Consider the following 16459-nt stretch of genomic DNA (forward strand, 5'->3'; position numbering starts at 1 on the left):
ACGAACGGCGACGGCCCGGAGGCCGCCGCCGTCGTGCCGGGTCCGTACTCAGTAGCCGGACTCGGAGAGCAGTTCCTCGCAGGACATCGTGATGCCGTTGATCTCCACGGTGCCGACGCCGCCGTTGTCCAGGCAGGCCTGCAGCTGCGTACCCAGGTCGGCCGCCGCGGAGCCGAACCAGGCCACGAGCGCGATGGCGACGATGATCCCGACGACGAGCAGCACCGCGCTGATGATGATCGCGGCGACCGCGAAGCCGTTCTTGTGCCCCGCCTTCTTGCTCTGGACGAGTGCGATGATCCCCAGGATCAGCGCGACGGGCTGGGCGAAGAAGGACAGGATGAAGGCGACGATGCCCATCGTGCGACCCGGGATCGGTGCCCCGGGCGCGTCGTAGCCGGCCGACGGATACGCGGGAGCGGCATAGGCGGGAGCGGTGCTCTGCGGGTACGCGGGCTGCTCGTACGCGGGCGGCTGGTACGCCGGGGGCTGGGCCGCCGGCGGCTCGTAGGGGGGCGGGGTCGGGTTCTGCGGGTCGGTCATGCGGCCTCCTGAAGTGAACGCCGGAGAAGATCCGGCAGGTGCGACGTTAGCGAAGGGCGCCGCGCGCGCAAAAGGCGCCGCGCTCAGCCTCAGATGACGTCTTCGGCGGCGCTGTGGATCGGGATCGCCTGCGTGATCGCCTCCAGGCCGGACAGCCGGGCCGGCGAGAGCTGCTTGTCGACGTCCTCGCGCGACATCAGCCCGGCCTCCACGACGAGGTCGCCGACGTTGCGTCCGGTCAGCAGGGCGGCCTTGGCCAGGGCCGCCGAGGCGGCATAGCCGATGTACGGGGTGAGCGCCGTGACGACGCCGACCGACGAGCCGACCATGGCGCCCAGCCGCTCGCGGTTCGCGGTGATCCCGTCGACGCAGTTGATGCGGAGCGTCCGCATGCCCCGCCGCATCCAGGTGATCGACTGGAAGATCGAGTGCGCGATGATCGGCTCGAACGCGTTGAGCTGCAGCTGGCCGCCCTCCACCGCCATCGTGACGGTCAGGTCCGCCCCGGCGACGGCGAACGCCACCTGGTTCACGACCTCGGGGATGACCGGGTTGACCTTGCCGGGCATGATGCTCGAGCCGGCCTGGCGTGCGGGCAGGTTGATCTCGCCGAACCCGGCCTGCGGGCCGCTGGAGAGCAGGCGCAGGTCGTTGCTGATCTTGGAGAGCTTGATGGCGTTGCGCTTGAGCGACGACGAGAACGACATGAAGGCGCCGGTGTCGCTCGTGGATTCGACGAGATCCTCCGCGGTCTCCAGGTCCAGCCCGCTGATCTCGCGGAGGTGGCGGATGACGGCGGCCGCGTAGTCGGGATGCGTCGTGATGCCCGTGCCGATCGCGGTCGCGCCCATGTTCACCTCGCACAGGAGGTACGCGTTCTCCTTGAGCCGGTGATAGTCCTCCCCGAGCGTCGTCGCGAACCCGTGGAACTCCTGCCCCAGCGTCATCGGGACGGCATCCTGCAGCTGCGTGCGGCCGACCTTGAGGATGTCGTGGAACTCGTGCGCCTTCGCGAGGAAGGACTGCCGGAGGAGGTCGAGCTCCTCCAGCAGTGTCCGCAGGTCGAGGCCCAGCCCCACCTTGATCGCGGTCGGGTAGACGTCGTTCGTGGACTGGCTGCGGTTCGTGTGGTCGATCGGCGACAGGTACGCGTAGTCGCCCTTCGGCCGCCCGGCAATCTCGAGCGCGACGTTGGTGATGACCTCGTTCGCGTTCATGTTCGTCGAGGTGCCGGCGCCGCCCTGGACGACGCCGACGACGAACTGGTCGTGGAACTCGCCGTCGATGATCCGCTGGCAGGCCTCGTCGATGAGGCCGGCGCGCTCGTCGTCGAGGACGCCGATCTCCCGGTTGGCGCGCGCGGAGGCCTGCTTGACCATCGCGAGCCCGACGACGAGGTCGCGGTACACGGAGATGGGACGGAGGGAGATCGGGAAGTTCTCCAGGGCCCGGGCGGTATGGATGCCCCAGTAGGCATGGGCGGGGATCTCCAGCGATCCCAGTGAATCGGTTTCCGTGCGCGTCATCGCGTCCTCGGCCATGGTGTGCAGTCCTCGTGGGTCGTCACAGCGGGAAGGGTGTGCCTCGAGCCTACCCGCGGGCACATCAGGGATGGATGGACGCGGTGGACACCGCTGCCGTCGGGGCTGTACGCGCGGGCGAGTCTTCAGCGTTTGCGGGAGAAGGCTTCGAGCCGCTGCTCGGGGGTGAGCTCCGCCATCCGCGCCACCCACTCCGCGGAGAACGTCTCCGCCGTCTCGGCCGCGACGACGGGGACGACGGCGTGCGTGATGGTGTCGTCGTAGACGTGCACGAGGTGGAAGGACTGGCCGGCGTCCATCCCGTTGATCTCCGTCGCCGGGCGCTGCAGGTTCATCGTGTAGCACGTGGCCGCGGCGACGCTGACGGGCACGCCAGCGAAGGTTCCGCTGGTCGAGTAGTGCAGGTGGCCCGCGAGGATGCCGCGCACGTCCGATCCCGCGATCACGTCGGCGAGGGCGTCCTGTCGACGCAGCTCGAGGATGTCGAACAGCGGGATGTGGCTGGGCAGCGGCGGGTGGTGGAGTGCCAGGAGGGTGCCGAGCGGGGCGGGGTCGGAGAGGATGCCGCGGAGCCAGGCGAGCTGGCCGTCGTCGAGGTCGCCGTGGTGCCAGCCGGGGACGCTCGTGTCCAGCGCGATCAGGCGGAGCCCGCCGAGATCCCAGATGCCGGTGACGGGCTCGCCGGTGGGTTCCTGCCCGAGCAGAGCGCCGCGCAGCGCGGGACGCTCGTCGTGGTTCCCGGCGACCCAGACGATGGGGGCGCCGAGCCGGTCGGCGAGCGGCTGCACGGCGGCGCGTAGCGCGCGGTAGGCGTCGGGCTCGCCCAGGTCGGTGAGGTCGCCCGTGAAGACCAGCGCATCCGGGCGGATGCCGGTGCGCTCGACGGCGGCGAGCGTGGCGGCGAGGTTCGCCGCGGTGTCGTAGCGCCCGCCGAGCGGCGCGTTGCCGGCGAGCAGATGCGTGTCGCTGAGGTGCACGATCACGCGCCGCGGCGGGGCATGCCGTCCGAACTGCACTGTCTCCATGCCGACAGCCTAGGACGGGCCTCCGTCAGTGCCCGAAGATGATGAGGAGCAGTCCGCCGAGGACCGCGAGACCGCAGAGGAAGAACGACGCGTACGCGGCGACGAGCGCGACGCGCTTCTGCCCGTCGGTGAGCGGGCTCTTGCGGGCCGCCTTCGCGGCGGCCTTCGCTGCGCGACGGGCCTCCTTCTCCGTGATCACGGTGATAGCGTCGGTGAACTCGGCGGGGGCCACGACCGGTGCCCGGCCGGCGCGCACCAGCATCCGCAGCCCCAGCGCGTAGAAGGCGACGACGACGGTGCCGGCAGCGAGCGCCGCGCCGAACACCTGCAGGAACGCGAGCCAGTCGATCGAGACGTTCACTTCTCGTCCCCCTTCGGCGCGCCCGGAAGGTCGACCGGGGGTGCGGCCGGGCCGGTCCCGGGTTTCCCGGCAGCGCGGACCTTGTCGCGCGCCCGCTTGTCATCGGCGGCCTGGCGGGCATCCGCCTTGGCCTTGGCCTTGCGCTCCGCCTTCTCGCGGGCCTCCTGCTCGGCCTTCCGCCGCGCCTGCTCACGCAGGATCGCGCGCTGGCGGCGCGTCGGCGGAGGATTGCGCTTGACCTTGACGGCGAGTCCCGAGTCGGCGACCTCGCTCATGGCGTTGGAGGAATCGACCTGGTTTCGGCGCGACCGCCAGAACAGGGCGAGGATGATGGCGACGGCGAGGACCGCGTCGATCGCGATGCCCCAGCCGCCGAAAAGGACGACGAGGAGCGCCGCGAACGCGCCGACGGCGCCGGAGGCGGGGAGGGTCAGGAGCCAGCCGATCGCGATGCGACCGACCGTGCGCCAGCGCACCGTGGACCCGCGACGGCCGAGGCCCGACCCGATGACGGAGCCGGACGCGACCTGCGTCGTGGACAGGGCGAAGCCAAGGGCGCTGGAGGCGAGGATCGTCGCGGCCGTGGACGACTCCGCGGAGAAGCCCTGCGCCGGCTTGACGTCGGTGAGACCCTTGCCGAGCGTGCGGATGATGCGCCAGCCGCCCATGTAGGTGCCGAGCGCGATCGTGAAGGCGCAGGCGAAGATGACCCACAGCTGCGGGTCGGCGTGCGCACCGTCCTGCAGGCCGGCCATGATGAGCGCGAGCGTGATGACGCCCATGGTCTTCTGCGCGTCGTTCGTGCCGTGCGCGAGGGCGACGAGCGACGACGTGAAGATCTGACCCCACCGGAAGCCGTCGCGGCCGTCCGGCTTGTTGTCGTAGCGACGCGTCATGGCGTACGCGAGACGCGTCAGGAGGAAGGCGATGACACCCGCCGTGAACGGCGCGATGAGGGCGGGCAGCACGACCTTGCTGAGCACGACGCCGAAGTCGATGGCGGTGACGCTCGCGCCGACGAGCGTGGCGCCGATGAGGCCGCCGAAGAGCGCGTGCGACGAACTGGAGGGCAGACCGAGCAGCCAGGTCAGCATGTTCCAGGTGATCGCGCCGATGAGGCCGGCGAAGATGATCGGCAGGAACGCCAACGGCTCGATCTGATCCTCTTGGATGATGCCGTGCGAGATCGTCTTGGAGACCTCGGTGGACAGGAACGCGCCGACGAGGTTGAGGCTCGCCGCCAGGAGCACGGCGACCTTGGGCTTGAGGGCACCCGTCGCGATGGGCGTCGCCATCGCGTTCGCGGTGTCGTGGAAGCCGTTCGTGAAGTCGAAGAACAGCGCCAGCGCGATGACGAGCAGCACGATGATTACGGCGGTTTCCACAGTTCGCTTTCCGTCGGGATTCGTGGGGAGGGTGCCGATGGGATCGGCGGTGCGAACGAACAGTTCACCGTGGGTTCATGTTCCGGCAACCGGACCACGGAAATCCTCGCACATCCGCGGCCGATCGCAGAACCGTCGCACCCGCCCCCGCGGGGGGTCGGTTAGCGTGGGACGGTGACCATCTCGGAGCCCTCCGCCCCCGCCGTTCCCGCCCGTCCGACCACCCGCAGCCATCACGGCGACGATGTCGTCGATCCCTACGAATGGCTGCGGGCGAAGGAGGACGAACAGGTCCTCGCCCACCTGGCCGCGGAGAACGCCTACACGCAGGAGCGCACCGCCCACCTCGAGCCCCTGCAGGAGCGGATCTACCAGGAGATCAAGGGCCGCACGCTCGAGACGGACCTGTCCGTCCCGAGCCGGCGGGGGTCGTGGTGGTACTACAGCCGCACGGTCGAGGGCAGCCAGTACGGCATCCACTGCCGCGCCCCGCTCGCCGACGCGGACGACTGGACGCCGCCCGTCCTCTCCCCCGACGTCGCGATCCCCGGCGAGCAGGTCCTCCTGGACGGCAACGTCGAGGCAGCGGGTCACGAGTTCTTCTCCCTCGGCACCTTCGACGTGTCCACCGACGGCACGCGCCTGCTCTACGGCGTCGACACGCAGGGCGACGAGCGCTACACGCTCCGCATCCGCGACCTCGCGAGCGGCGGCGACCTCGGCGACGTCATCCCGGAGACCTCGGCGGGGGCGATGTTCTCCCCGGACGGGCGCTTCGTCGTGTACACGACCGTCGACGACGCGTGGCGGCCCGACACGGTGTGGCTGCACGAGGTCGGAACGGATGCCGCGACCGACGCGAAGCTCTTCCACGAGCCCGACGAGCGCTACTGGGTGGGCGCGGGCTTCACACGCAGCGACCGCTACCTCGTCATCGCGGCGGAGTCGTCGATCACGAGCGAGGAGTTCCTCGTGGATGCCACCGACCTCCGGTCGCCGCTGCAGCCGGTCTGGCCGCGGCGGGAGGGCGTGGACTACTCCCTGACGCACGCCGTCGTCGACGGCGAGGACGTGCTCTACATCCTGCACAACGACGGCGCCCTGGACTTCGAGCTCGTCCGCGTCGCGGCATCCGACCCGGAGGGCCCCCACGAGGTCGTGCTGGCGCACGTGCCGGGCCGGCGCCTGGAGGATGTGTCGGCGTTCCGCGACTGGGGCATCGTGTCGTACCGGCGCGAGGGGCTGTCCCGGGTGGGGCTCCTCGACTACGGCAGCGGCGCGCTGACCGAGCTCGCGTTCGACGAGCCGCTGTACACCGTGGGCGCCTCCGGCAACCCGGAGTGGGCGCCGCCGGTGCTGCGGCTCGGCTACGGCTCGTTCGTCACGCCGGGCACCGTCTACGACTACGTCGTGGAGACCGGCGAACTGCTGCTGCGGCGTCGCCAGCCGGTGCTCGGCGGCTACGACCCGGAGGAATACGCGCAGGAGCGCCTGTGGGCGACGGCCGAGGACGGCACCCGCATCCCGATCTCGCTCGTCTGGAAGCGCGTCTTCGATGCGGGCGACGGCCCGCGGCCCGTGCACCTCTACGGTTACGGGTCGTACGAGCACTCGATCGACCCCGGCTTCTCGGTGGCGCGCCTGTCGATGCTCGACCGCGGCGTCGTGTTCGCGATCGCGCACGTCCGCGGCGGCGGCGAGATGGGCCGGCAGTGGTACGAGGACGGCAAGCTGCTGCACAAGCGCAACACCTTCACCGACTTCGTCGCGTGCGCGCAGCACCTCGTGGCCGAAGGCCGCACCACCCCGGACCTGCTCGTCGCCGAGGGCGGATCGGCGGGCGGCCTGCTCATGGGCGCGGTGGCCAACCTCGCGCCGGAGCTCTTCGCCGGCATCCTGGCCGACGTGCCGTTCGTGGACGCGCTGACGACGATCCTCGACCCCTCGCTGCCGCTGACCGTCGTGGAGTGGGACGAGTGGGGCGACCCGCTGCACGACCCCAGCGTCTACGAGTACATGAAGTCGTACACGCCGTACGAGAACGTCCGCGAAGGCGTCGCGTACCCCCGGATCCTCGCCGTCACGTCGCTCAACGACACGCGCGTGCTGTACGTCGAGCCCGCCAAGTGGGTCGCGCGCCTGCGCGAGGTGGGCGCCGACGCGCTGCTGAAGTGCGAGATGGTCGCCGGCCACGGCGGGGTGAGCGGCCGCTACAACGCGTGGAAGCAGCGGGCGTTCGAGCTGGCCTGGCTGCTGGACGTCCTCGGCCTCGCCGACTGAGCGCGGCTGGGGCCGGCGGCTCCGGGGGGGGTAACCCCGGCGCCCGGCATCCCTTCGGCGTCCCCGGCGCCGGGCATCCCTTCGGCGTCCCCGGCGCCCGGCATCCCCTTCGGCGTCCCCGGCATGTCACACCTGGCGCGGGGCGCGGACCCGCCTCCCGCAGTTGGCGAGACAACTGAGACAGGGATGTCACAGAAGTCGGACTTGCGGGCAGCTCGACCCGCATATTCTGTGACATGCAGCGGCTCCTCCCCAGGGGCTGGATTCGCGCACGTCACGACCGATCGCGCTGCCCATGGGCGGGTGACCGGCGTTCGGCGCTCGACTGGGCGGATGACGAGGATCACGCCGCTTCCCGCGGAATTCGGGGCGCGACCGTTTCGCGTCGCCGAGGCTTTGGCGTCCGGTGTGACGCCGTCAAGACTGAGAGCGGGAGACCTTCTCACGCCGACGCGTGGTGTCCGCGTTGCCCGCTCGGTGACCTTCGCGACGCCGGCGAGGTCGGCGCACCACCAGGACCGCCTCCGCGCCGACCTGCTCGAGCGCGCGGCGGCCGTTGCGCCCGCGCTGACTCCCGATCAGTTCTTCAGCCACGGCACGGCGCTCGCCCTGCTGGGCGCGCCTCTGCCGTACCTGCGTGCCACGGCGTGGGAACTGCACGTGTCAGCTCGCCGTCCGGCGGGCCAGCCGCGCCGGGAAGGCGTGGTGGGACATCGCCTGCAAGCCCGCGCACCCGCCCGGGGTACCGCTCACGGACTCCCGATCGAGCACCCCGCACGAGCATGGCGGCAGGCCGCGCGGACCTGGGATCTCGACGACGTGATCGCTGCGGCAGATCACCTCGTGTGTCCCCGGCATCGAATCATCACGCCAGCTGATCTCCGCGCCGAGATAGCGGACGCCGGCGACCTACGCGGGGGTGTCCTCACGCGTGCGCTTGCGGAGGTGCGCGTCGGCGCGGAAACGGCGGAGGAGACCCATGTGCGGCTGCTTCTGATGCGAGCCGGGTTACCGGAACCCTCGCTGAACCACCGGGTGCAGGATAGCCTCGGCCGCTTCATCGCGCGTCTGGATCTCGCCTATCCGGGCTACCGCGTTGCCGTAGAGCACGACGGACGCACGCACGCGTTCGATGAGCAGCAGTTCGCGAAGGATGCCGACCGGTGGGATGCCATTCGCGACGAAGGCTGGCTGCTCGTGCGCATCCTGAGCCACCACCTGCGGCCTGATCCCCGCCGGGCGCTCGCCAAGGTGACGGATGCGCTCATCGCCCGTGGTTGGCGCCCCGGCGTCGACTGACCCACCCCTCCGCTCGGCACCATCCGCATCCGCATCCGCATCCGACGTTCCTGTCACAGAACTCGCGGGTGTAGTGCCCGTCAGCCGCGGTTCGTGTGACATGCGTTGCCGCCATGTCCCGCTTGGCGCACGCGCACGCGCCACCAGCCGCCGCTTGTGTGACACAGGACGGAAGGGGCAGGCCTGCGGGATGGCGGGGACGCCGGAGGGGGCCGTCGGTCGCGCGAGCCGAGCCCGCGCCGCGCCCCAGCGCGTCACCCGAAGAGGGCGGCGGCCTCTTCGTAGCGATACAGGGGGACGTTGTTGAGCTCGCCCAGGGCGTCCTCGAACGACACGCGCACGATGTCGGTGCCGCGCAGCGACACCATCTGGCCCCACGCCTGCTCCATGATGGCGTCGGCGGCGTGCAGGCCCAGGCGCGTCGCGAGGACGCGGTCGAACGCCGACGGCGAGCCGCCGCGCTGGATGTGGCCGAGCACGGTCGCCCGGGTCTCGATGCCGGTGCGGCGCTCGATCTCCGGGGCGAGGATCTCGCCGATGCCGCCGAGGCGGGGGCGGTTGAAGGCGTCCAGGCCCTTGTCGCTGTAAGCCTCGTCCATGCCGGTGAGGGTGAAGCCCTCCGACACGACGACGAGCGGCGCACGGCCGCGGTCGTGGGCCTTCGTCACCTGGGCGACGATCTCGTCGATCGACATCGGCACCTCGGGGATGCAGATGACATGGGCGCCGGCGGCGACTCCCGCATGCAGTGCGATCCAGCCGACGTGGCGGCCCATGACCTCGGCGACCATGCAGCGCTGGTGGGAGTCACCGGTCGTGCGGAGGCGGTCCATCGCGTCGGTGGCGATGTTCACCGCGGTGTCGAAGCCGAACGAGTAGTCCGTCGCGCGCAGGTCGTTGTCGATCGTCTTCGGGACGCCCAGCACGTTGATGCCGTCGTTCGCCAGGCGGTTCGCCGCGGCGAGGGTGCCCTCGCCGCCGATCGCGATGATGCCGTCGATGCGGTGGCCGTACAGGGTCTTCGCGATGTTCTCGGCGCCGCCGCGCGGGCCCTCGTAGGGGTTGGTGCGGCTCGTGCCGAGGATCGTGCCCCCGACCTTCGACAGGCCCTTCACCTCGTGGCGGGTCAGCGGGAAGAAGTCACCGTCCACGACGCCGCGCCAGCCGTCGCGGATGCCGACGAACTCGATGTTGTAGTTGGTCGTGCCCTTGAGCACGACGCCGCGGATGACCGCGTTCAGGCCGGGGCAGTCGCCGCCGCTGGTGAGGATGCCGATCTTCATGGAGAGATCCTTCGTGGTGTCAGGGATGCTGCGGCACCGTTGCCTGGCTTCGACACTATCGCCGCCGGGCGCCGGGCTGCCACCGGGTCGGCCGTCGATAACCGTCGACGGCCGGCCCGGTGCGAGACCTGCGATCAGGCGCCGCCGAGCGCCTGCCGCAGCAGGTGCATGAGCGCGGACAGCTGCACGGAGTCGCTGGATGTCGGGTCGACGGCCTCGCCGTCGAGCGCCCGGGCCGCGAGTCCCTGCTTCGAGTCGATGAGTTCGGCGATCTTCGTGTCGATCGTGTGCGCGGCGATGATCCGCCACGCGGTGACCGGCTCGTCCTGGCCGATGCGGTGCACGCGGTCGATCGCCTGGGTCTGCTCCGCGGCGGTCCATGACAGCTCGGCGAGGACGACGTTGGACGCGGCCTGCATGTTCAGGCCGACGCCGGCGGCGGTCAGCGAGCAGACCGCGACAGCGACCTCGGGGTCGTTGTTGAACGCGTCGATGGCCTGCTGACGCGCGGGCGTCGTCTGGTCGCCGCGGATCGAGACGGTGCGCAGCCCCGCGGCGGCGAAGAGGTCCTCCGCGGCATCCATCACGTCGATGTGCTTCGCGAAGAAGACGACCTTGCCGACGGAGCGCTGCAGCTGCACGGTGTAGTCCGCGGCGAGCAGCGCCTTGGCCTGCCCGATGCGCCGCACCATGGTGAAGACGTTCTCCGAGCCGGAGCCGGCGGCCTTGGCTTCCTCGAGCTCGCCGTGCGCCACGAGGCGCACGATGTCCTCGTCGAACTCCCCGAGGAACACGCGGTCGCCGCGCGCTTCGATGATGCGGCGGTACTTCGCCGCGAGGCGCTGGCCCAGCTCGCGCTCGGCCTCGCGGATCGACCGGCCGAACTCGTCGTCGAGCTCCACGGGGAGGTCGGCGATGAGCTTGTCGGGCAGGTCGGCGGCGACGTCCTTCTTCTTGCGACGGACGATGCCCATCGAGATGACGGCGTCGCGGGCCTCCGGGTAGAACGCCTTGTCGGCAGGGGTCAGGCCGGTCGCGTCGAGCTTCTCCATGAGGGCGGGGCCGGGCTTCTCGCCGTTGGTCCAGCCGAGGAAGCGCCAGATCGCGTCGAAATCCTCAACGTCGTTGATGAGCGGCGTGCCGGTCAGCGCCAGCATGAGCGGGTCGCGCACCTGCTCGCGGATGCGGGTCGCGAGACCCAGCACGTTCTGCGAGCGCTGCGAGGAGAGGTTCTTGATGAAGTGCGCCTCGTCGACGACCATGCCCTTGAGCCCCAGGGAGGCCAGCCAGGACAGGTGCCGGTCGAGCACCTCGTAGTTGACGATGAAGACGTCGGCGAACGCGTCCACCTGGTCGCCGTCGCCGTGGATGACGGTGGCGCGGCGCTGCGGCGTCCACCGCTCGACCTCGCGGGCCCAGTTCATCTTGACGACGTTGGGGACGACCGCCAGCAGCGGGTAGGCGCCCGCGACGGATGCCGCGAGCACGGACTCCGCCGTCTTCCCGAGGCCCGGCTCATCGGCCAGGAGGAAGGAGCGGTGACCGGCGCGCACGGCTTCGAGGAAGCGGGACTGGTGCGGCATGATCTCGAGGCCCTTGGGCGAGAGCCGGTCGAACTCGGGGACCTCCGGGAGGTCCATCGACGCGGCGCCGCCGCCGGCGCCGGTCTCGAACGCCTTGTACAGCGGTCCCATGAGCTCCCAGCCGTCCAGGCGCCGGCGCGGCGTGGGCTGCGGGGCTCGGAGGCTGACGTCGGGGGCGAGGAACGGGTTCGACTCGCGACGCGCGTCGATCTGCGGGGGGACGACCTGCCGCTCGGCGAGGGCCGCCGGCACGACGGACGCCTGCACCGGCGCGGCGTCGGTGATGATGAGTTCATCCTCGGGCAGGTCGGCGCCCGACTCGAGGAGCCAGTCGCGACGCATGCGGCGGGCGACCGGGGAGGTCGCCTGGTCGACTTCGAGCAGCTGGATGAGCGAGGTGTCGCGCGCCGCGGTCTTGGCGAGGATGGTCGCGACGCCGTCGAGACGCTTGAGCAGTTCGGCGCGCGCGGCGGCGGGCACCTCCTCATCGGCCTTGACACGCGCCCGCTCCTCGCGGACGAGGAAGGCGATGACCTGGAACTTGACGCGGTTGGTGGGGCCGAGCTTGCCGCGCTGCGCCTTCGCCTCGACCTCGCGCACCTTGCGGGCGAGGATCGGGATGAGGGGCGCGTCGTCGTCGCGTCGTGCCGATGAGCCCGAGCGACGTCGGGACGACGATTTACGAGCGGTGGATGCCGTGGTCGGCATGCTCCTCCTGAGCGTGAGAGCCGGCGCAGGGCCGGCTGTGCCGGCGATCGTGCGGCCGGTCGAACGGAGTCGCCGCGAAGCGGCGGCGGGAATACGTGGGGCCCGATCCTCCCGGCTGCGGGTACTCGCTTCTGCGAGCTGCGGCGACGGCGGGGTGCGGTCCTCGCGGAAAGTCTAGCGCGTCGTCACGGCGCCGTGCGCAAGCGCAGGCTGTTGAGCACGACGAACACGCTGGAGAACGCCATGGCCGCGCCCGCGATCATCGGGTTCAGGAGGCCGAGCGCTGCCAGCGGCAGCGCGGCGACGTTGTACGCGAAGGCCCAGAACAGGTTTCCGCGGATGACCCGCATCGTGCGACGGCTCAGCCGGATCGCGGTGACCACGGGGGCGATGCCGTGCCCGGCGAGGGCGATGTCGCTCGCGTGCATGGCGGCGTCGGTCCCGCCGCCCATCGCGATGCCGAGATCGGCGGTGGCGAGCGCCGCGGCGTCGTTGACGCCGTCGCCGACCATGGCGACGCGGTGCCCCTCGGCGCGCAGGCGCGCGATCTCGTCGACCTTGCCCTCCGGCAGGACGCCCGCGATGACGCGGTCGATTCCGACGGCGTGGGCGGCGGCGCGCGCGGCGCCGGCGTTGTCGCCGGTGAGCAGGATGACGTCCAGGCCCAGGCGCCGGAGAGCCCCGATGGTCTCGGCGCTGTCATCGCGCACCGTGTCGGCGACCGCGAGGACGGCGCGCACGCGGCCGTCCCAGCCGGCGACGACGGCGGTCGCCCCGTCCGCCTCGATGCGGTCGACGGCGGCGCGGGCCGCCTCCGGGAGCGCACCGGCCTGCGCGGCGGCGAACGCCGCACGACCGGCGAACACCGCATGCCCGTCGACGGTGCCGGTGACGCCCCGTCCCGCGAGGCCCGCGAAATCGGCCACCGGCGCGTGCTCCGCCGTGAGGCCGGCGAGCGCGCGGGCGAGGGGATGCTCGGATGCGTGCTCGAGCGAGCCGATCAGGTGCTGGATGTCGGCGGTCGCGGCGTCGCCGACCCGGGTGACGGCGACGACCGTCATCCGCCCCTCGGTGACGGTCCCGGTCTTGTCGAGGACGATCGTGTCGATGCGCTCGGCGCTCTCGAGGGCCTCCGGGCCCGTGATGAGGACGCCCAGCTGGGCGCCGCGGCCGGTGCCGACGAGGATCGCGATGGGGGTCGCGAGGCCCAGTGCGCACGGGCAGGCGATGATGAGCACGGCCACGGCGGCGGTGAAGCCCGCGGCCGGCGGCTGCCCCGCGGCGATCCAGCCGAGGAGGGTCAGCACGGCGAGCGCGATGACGATGGGCACGAAGACCGCCGAGATGCGGTCGGCGAGGCGCTGCACGCGGCTCTTCCCCGCCTGGGCCTCCTCCACGAGGCGTGCGAGGTGCGCGAGGCGCGTGTCGTCGCCGACGCTCGTGGCCTCGACGATCAGCCGGCCGTCGGCGGCGAGCGTGCCGCCGGTCACGGCATCCCCGGCGCTCACGTCGACGGGGACGGATTCGCCGGTCATCATGCTCTCGTCGACCGAGGCGCGGCCCTCGCGGACGATGCCGTCGGTGGCCACCTTCTCCCCGGGCCGGACGACGAACACGTCGCCGACGCGGAGGCGCTCGACCGGGACGCGTGTGCCGTCGGCGAGTTCGACGTCCTTCGCGGCGAGCTGCAGCAGCGCGTGCAGGGCGGCGCCGGCGCGCCCCTTCGAGCGCTGCTCGATGAAGCGTCCGAGGAGGAGGAAGACGGTGACGGCGGCGGCGACCTCGAAGTAGACGAGCGCCGTCGCGTCGTGCACGGGGCCGAACAGGACGACCTCGTGCATCAGGCCGATCCGGCCGGCCGAGCCGAAGAGCAGCGCCCAGACGCTCCAGCCGAACGCGGCCATCGTGCCGAGCGTGATGAGGGTGTCCATCGTCATGGCGCCGTGGCGCGCGTTCGCGAGGGTGGCACGGTGGAACGGCCAGCCGCCCCACAGCACGATGGGCGCCGTGAGGACGAGGGAGACCCACTGCCAGCCGGGGAACTGCCAGGCCGGGATCATGCCGAACGCGACGACCGGGACCGCGAGCGCAAGGCTCACGAGCAGGCGGGTGCGCAGCGGCGTCGAGCCGGGCCTGTCGGCGACGTCGTGGACGTGCCCGCCCTCGGCCTCGTGCGCGGGGGCGTCGTGTCCCGCGGGCTCCGTCCGCGGCGTGCGGATCTCCGCGTCGTAGCCGGCCTCACGGACGGCCGCGACGAGCCGCGACGGGTCGAGATCCTGCGGGAAGCTGACACGAGCGGTCTCGGTCGCGAGGTTGACGGATGCCGTCACGCCCTCGACCAGCTGCAGCCGCTTCTCCACGCGTGCGACGCAGCTCGCGCAGGTCATGCCCTCGATGTCGAGGACGGCGCCCCGCACCGCGGCACCGTCCGGTGCCGCGGTCATCAGCGGCGGCCGGTGAGGCTGTAGCCCGCCTCGGCGACGGCGGCGGCGATGGCCTCGTCGGCGGGCATGGCGTCACCGGTGACGGTGACCGTCTTCGCCGCGACGTCGACGGCGACATCGGAGACGCCGGCCACGCCGCTCACCTCGCGGGTGACGGCGGCGGCGCAGTGGCCGCAGGTCATTCCTTCGACGGTGTAGGCCTGGGTGCTCATGGGGTTCTCCTCGTGGTGCGTTCACCTGCCCCAACAGAGTACCCCCCGGGGGTATTCCTCAGTCCGACGCGAGGCCGCGCTGCCAGAGGTCGAGGGCGCCGGGGTCGTCGGTGACGATCCCGTCCACCCCCCACCCCACGGCGGCATCCCAGTGCCGGTCGCTGTTGAGCGTGTAGACCACGACGCGGAGGTCGGCGTCGTGCAGCTCGGCGACGACCTCGGGACGGGCCGCGACCGCCGCACGGTCGACGACGATGCCGCGGACATCGACCTCCCGCATGGCCTGCACGGCATCGGCGGGAAGCGTGCGCAGGATCGCCATCCGCGGAATCGCATCCGTCCGGGCCGCCACGAGGGCGAGGGTCCGGGCGTCGAAGCTCGCGGCCACGACGCGCCGTTCGAGTCCGCGGGACAGGACGGCCTCGGCGAGCGCCGCAGCGGCGTCTGTCGTCCAGGTGCCCTTGAGGTCGAGCAGGGCGCGGCCGTCCCGCTCGGCCAGCAGGTCGAGGAACTCCACCGCCGTAGGCACGGGCGTCCCGGCGTAGCGGGGCGCGTACCAGGACCCTGCATCGAGCGCCCGGACCTCGGCGAGTGTCAGCCGGGCGAGGGGCCCGTGTCCGTCCGTGGTGCGGTCGACCATGGCGTCGTGCATCAGGACGGCGTGGCCGTCGGCGGTGAGCGCGAGGTCGACCTCGACGTACTCGAAGCCGGCCGCGAGCGCAGCCGCCACGGCGGGCAGGGTGTTCTCCGGCGCCGCCTCCGCACCCCCGCGGTGGCTCGCGATGAACACGCGCTCGCCGGGCGTGCGCACCGTGCCCCACAGGTCCTGCGCGGAGATCCTCGTGGGCGTCACCCCGGTCATGATGACCACGACGCACGCCACGGCGAGCGCGCAGACGATGAGCAGGGCGGGAAGCCGTTCGGCCGTCCTCGATTCGGGCATCGGGGTGGTCCTTCACTTCGGTGACGTCGTCGTCGCGGCCCACTGTAGCGGAGTCCGTTACCTTTCCGTTACCTCCGCGTCGGTGCTTCGCGCGGCCCATGGCGGTCGGCGTACGCTGGCTGCATGGCCACTATCTCCGAGCGCGAACTCGCCGCGACCCTCGACCACGCGATCCTCAAGCCCGAACTGACGCGCGATCAGGTCGATGCCGAACTCGACATCGCCGCCGAGTGGGGCGTTTTCAGCGTGTGCGTGCGCCCGAGCGACATCGCCCACGCCGCCAGCCGGCTCGCCGGCACGGGAGTGGCCGTGGGCACCGTCATCGGATTCCCGCACGGCACCACTTCGACGGCCGCGAAGGTCGCCGAGGTGCGTCAGGCGCTCGCCGACGGCGCGACCGAGGTCGACATGGTCGTCAACATCGGGGCGCTCCGCTCCGGCTTCGACGATGTCGTCGCCGACGACATCCGCGCCGTCGTCGAGGCGGCCTCCGGTCACATCACGAAGGTGATCCTCGAGACGGCATACCTCGATGACGAGCAGATCGCCCGCGGCAGCCGCCTGACCGAGGCCGGCGGCGCGCACTTCGTCAAGACGTCCACCGGTTTCGCCGGCGGCGGCGCGACCGTCGAGCACGTCCGCCTCATGCGCGCGAACGTCGGCCCGGACGTGCAGGTGAAGGCCTCCGGCGGAGTCCGCAGCTATGCCGACGCCCTCGCCATGATCGCCGCCGGCGCGACCCGCCTCGGCACGAGCGGCAGCGCCGTGATCCTGGGCGAGGCACGCCGGGTGGATGCCGGTGAGGGCGCGACCGGGGCGGTCGACGACTCGTCCTACTGACGCCCACACGGG

At 71.6% G+C, this 16459-nt stretch carries 13 protein-coding genes; 3 read left to right on the top strand and 10 right to left on the bottom strand.

Features of this window, described 5'->3' with window-relative positions; genetic code table 11:
• Positions 1-48 precede the first annotated feature (48 nt).
• From BR85_RS07875 to BR85_RS07895, 5 genes are all read right to left on the bottom strand, one after another.
• Entirely contained in the window at positions 49-543 is a 495-nt protein-coding gene (locus BR85_RS07875; protein ID WP_028496048.1) for a DUF4190 domain-containing protein, read from the bottom strand.
• Positions 544-632: 89 nt separating this feature from the next.
• On the bottom strand, positions 633-2084 hold the full coding sequence (locus tag BR85_RS07880) for an aspartate ammonia-lyase (protein ID WP_028496049.1): 1452 nt from the start codon (positions 2082-2084) through the stop codon (positions 633-635).
• 125 nt (positions 2085-2209) lie between these two features.
• Positions 2210-3109 carry a phosphodiesterase gene (locus BR85_RS07885; protein WP_028496050.1) on the bottom strand — a complete coding sequence of 300 codons (900 nt, stop codon included), beginning with the start codon at positions 3107-3109 and terminating at the stop codon, positions 2210-2212.
• A gap of 25 nt (positions 3110-3134) precedes the next feature.
• Complete coding sequence (locus tag BR85_RS07890; RefSeq protein WP_028496051.1) at positions 3135-3470, bottom strand: hypothetical protein; 336 nt, start codon at positions 3468-3470, stop codon at positions 3135-3137.
• On the bottom strand, positions 3467-4855 hold the full coding sequence (locus BR85_RS07895) for an inorganic phosphate transporter (protein WP_051526205.1): 1389 nt from the start codon (positions 4853-4855) through the stop codon (positions 3467-3469). The genes BR85_RS07890 and BR85_RS07895 overlap by 4 nt, the downstream gene beginning before the upstream one ends.
• Before the next feature lie 174 nt (positions 4856-5029).
• Here BR85_RS07895 and BR85_RS07900 point away from each other — a divergent pair, with 174 nt between their 5' ends.
• Positions 5030-7135 carry a S9 family peptidase gene (locus tag BR85_RS07900; RefSeq protein ID WP_197018592.1) on the top strand — a complete coding sequence of 702 codons (2106 nt, stop codon included), beginning with the start codon at positions 5030-5032 and terminating at the stop codon, positions 7133-7135.
• Positions 7136-7468: 333 nt separating this feature from the next.
• The gene (locus BR85_RS07910) at positions 7469-8434 is read left to right on the top strand and encodes a DUF559 domain-containing protein (RefSeq protein WP_051526206.1); all 966 of its coding nucleotides are present in this window, start codon (positions 7469-7471) and stop codon (positions 8432-8434) included.
• Between the two features lie 254 nt (positions 8435-8688).
• Here BR85_RS07910 and BR85_RS07915 read toward each other — a convergent pair whose 3' ends face one another.
• The 5 genes from BR85_RS07915 to BR85_RS07935 all read right to left on the bottom strand — a co-directional run bounded on the left by BR85_RS07915 (position 8689) and on the right by BR85_RS07935 (position 15607).
• Positions 8689-9717 carry a 6-phosphofructokinase gene (locus tag BR85_RS07915; RefSeq protein WP_028496053.1) on the bottom strand — a complete coding sequence of 343 codons (1029 nt, stop codon included), beginning with the start codon at positions 9715-9717 and terminating at the stop codon, positions 8689-8691.
• A 134-nt stretch (positions 9718-9851) separates the two neighbouring features.
• Entirely contained in the window at positions 9852-12008 is a 2157-nt protein-coding gene (locus tag BR85_RS07920) for a DEAD/DEAH box helicase (RefSeq protein ID WP_028496054.1), read from the bottom strand.
• 185 nt (positions 12009-12193) lie between these two features.
• Positions 12194-14452, bottom strand: a complete 2259-nt coding sequence (locus BR85_RS07925) for a heavy metal translocating P-type ATPase (protein WP_028496055.1) — start codon at positions 14450-14452, stop codon at positions 12194-12196.
• The gene (locus BR85_RS07930) at positions 14452-14664 is read right to left on the bottom strand and encodes a heavy-metal-associated domain-containing protein (RefSeq protein WP_028496056.1); all 213 of its coding nucleotides are present in this window, start codon (positions 14662-14664) and stop codon (positions 14452-14454) included. Before BR85_RS07930 ends, BR85_RS07925 begins: the two co-directional genes overlap by 1 nt.
• Positions 14665-14722: 58 nt before the next feature.
• Complete coding sequence (locus BR85_RS07935; protein ID WP_028496057.1) at positions 14723-15607, bottom strand: glycerophosphodiester phosphodiesterase; 885 nt, start codon at positions 15605-15607, stop codon at positions 14723-14725.
• A gap of 123 nt (positions 15608-15730) precedes the next feature.
• On the opposite strand from BR85_RS07935, the gene deoC reads away from it, so the two are divergent.
• Entirely contained in the window at positions 15731-16447 is a 717-nt protein-coding gene (gene deoC / locus BR85_RS07940; protein ID WP_036272322.1) for a deoxyribose-phosphate aldolase, read from the top strand.
• Positions 16448-16459 lie beyond the last annotated feature (12 nt).

The organism is Microbacterium sp. UNCCL10 (assembly GCF_000746195.1).
Classification (GTDB): domain Bacteria; phylum Actinomycetota; class Actinomycetes; order Actinomycetales; family Microbacteriaceae; genus Microbacterium; species Microbacterium saccharophilum.

What these genes read in the sequence shown, in the direction of transcription:
- BR85_RS07875 (WP_028496048.1), bottom strand. Translation starts at nt 543, where the DNA reads ATGACCGACCCGCAGAACCCGACCCCGCCCCCCTACGAGCCGCCGGCG.
- BR85_RS07880 (WP_028496049.1), bottom strand. Translation starts at nt 2,084, where the DNA reads ATGGCCGAGGACGCGATGACGCGCACGGAAACCGATTCACTGGGATCG.
- BR85_RS07885 (WP_028496050.1), bottom strand. Translation starts at nt 3,109, where the DNA reads ATGGAGACAGTGCAGTTCGGACGGCATGCCCCGCCGCGGCGCGTGATC.
- BR85_RS07910 (WP_051526206.1), top strand. Translation starts at nt 7,469, where the DNA reads ATGACGAGGATCACGCCGCTTCCCGCGGAATTCGGGGCGCGACCGTTT.
- BR85_RS07915 (WP_028496053.1), bottom strand. Translation starts at nt 9,717, where the DNA reads ATGAAGATCGGCATCCTCACCAGCGGCGGCGACTGCCCCGGCCTGAAC.
- BR85_RS07920 (WP_028496054.1), bottom strand. Translation starts at nt 12,008, where the DNA reads ATGCCGACCACGGCATCCACCGCTCGTAAATCGTCGTCCCGACGTCGC.
- BR85_RS07925 (WP_028496055.1), bottom strand. Translation starts at nt 14,452, where the DNA reads ATGACCGCGGCACCGGACGGTGCCGCGGTGCGGGGCGCCGTCCTCGAC.
- BR85_RS07930 (WP_028496056.1), bottom strand. Translation starts at nt 14,664, where the DNA reads ATGAGCACCCAGGCCTACACCGTCGAAGGAATGACCTGCGGCCACTGC.
- BR85_RS07935 (WP_028496057.1), bottom strand. Translation starts at nt 15,607, where the DNA reads ATGCCCGAATCGAGGACGGCCGAACGGCTTCCCGCCCTGCTCATCGTC.
- deoC (WP_036272322.1), top strand. Translation starts at nt 15,731, where the DNA reads ATGGCCACTATCTCCGAGCGCGAACTCGCCGCGACCCTCGACCACGCG.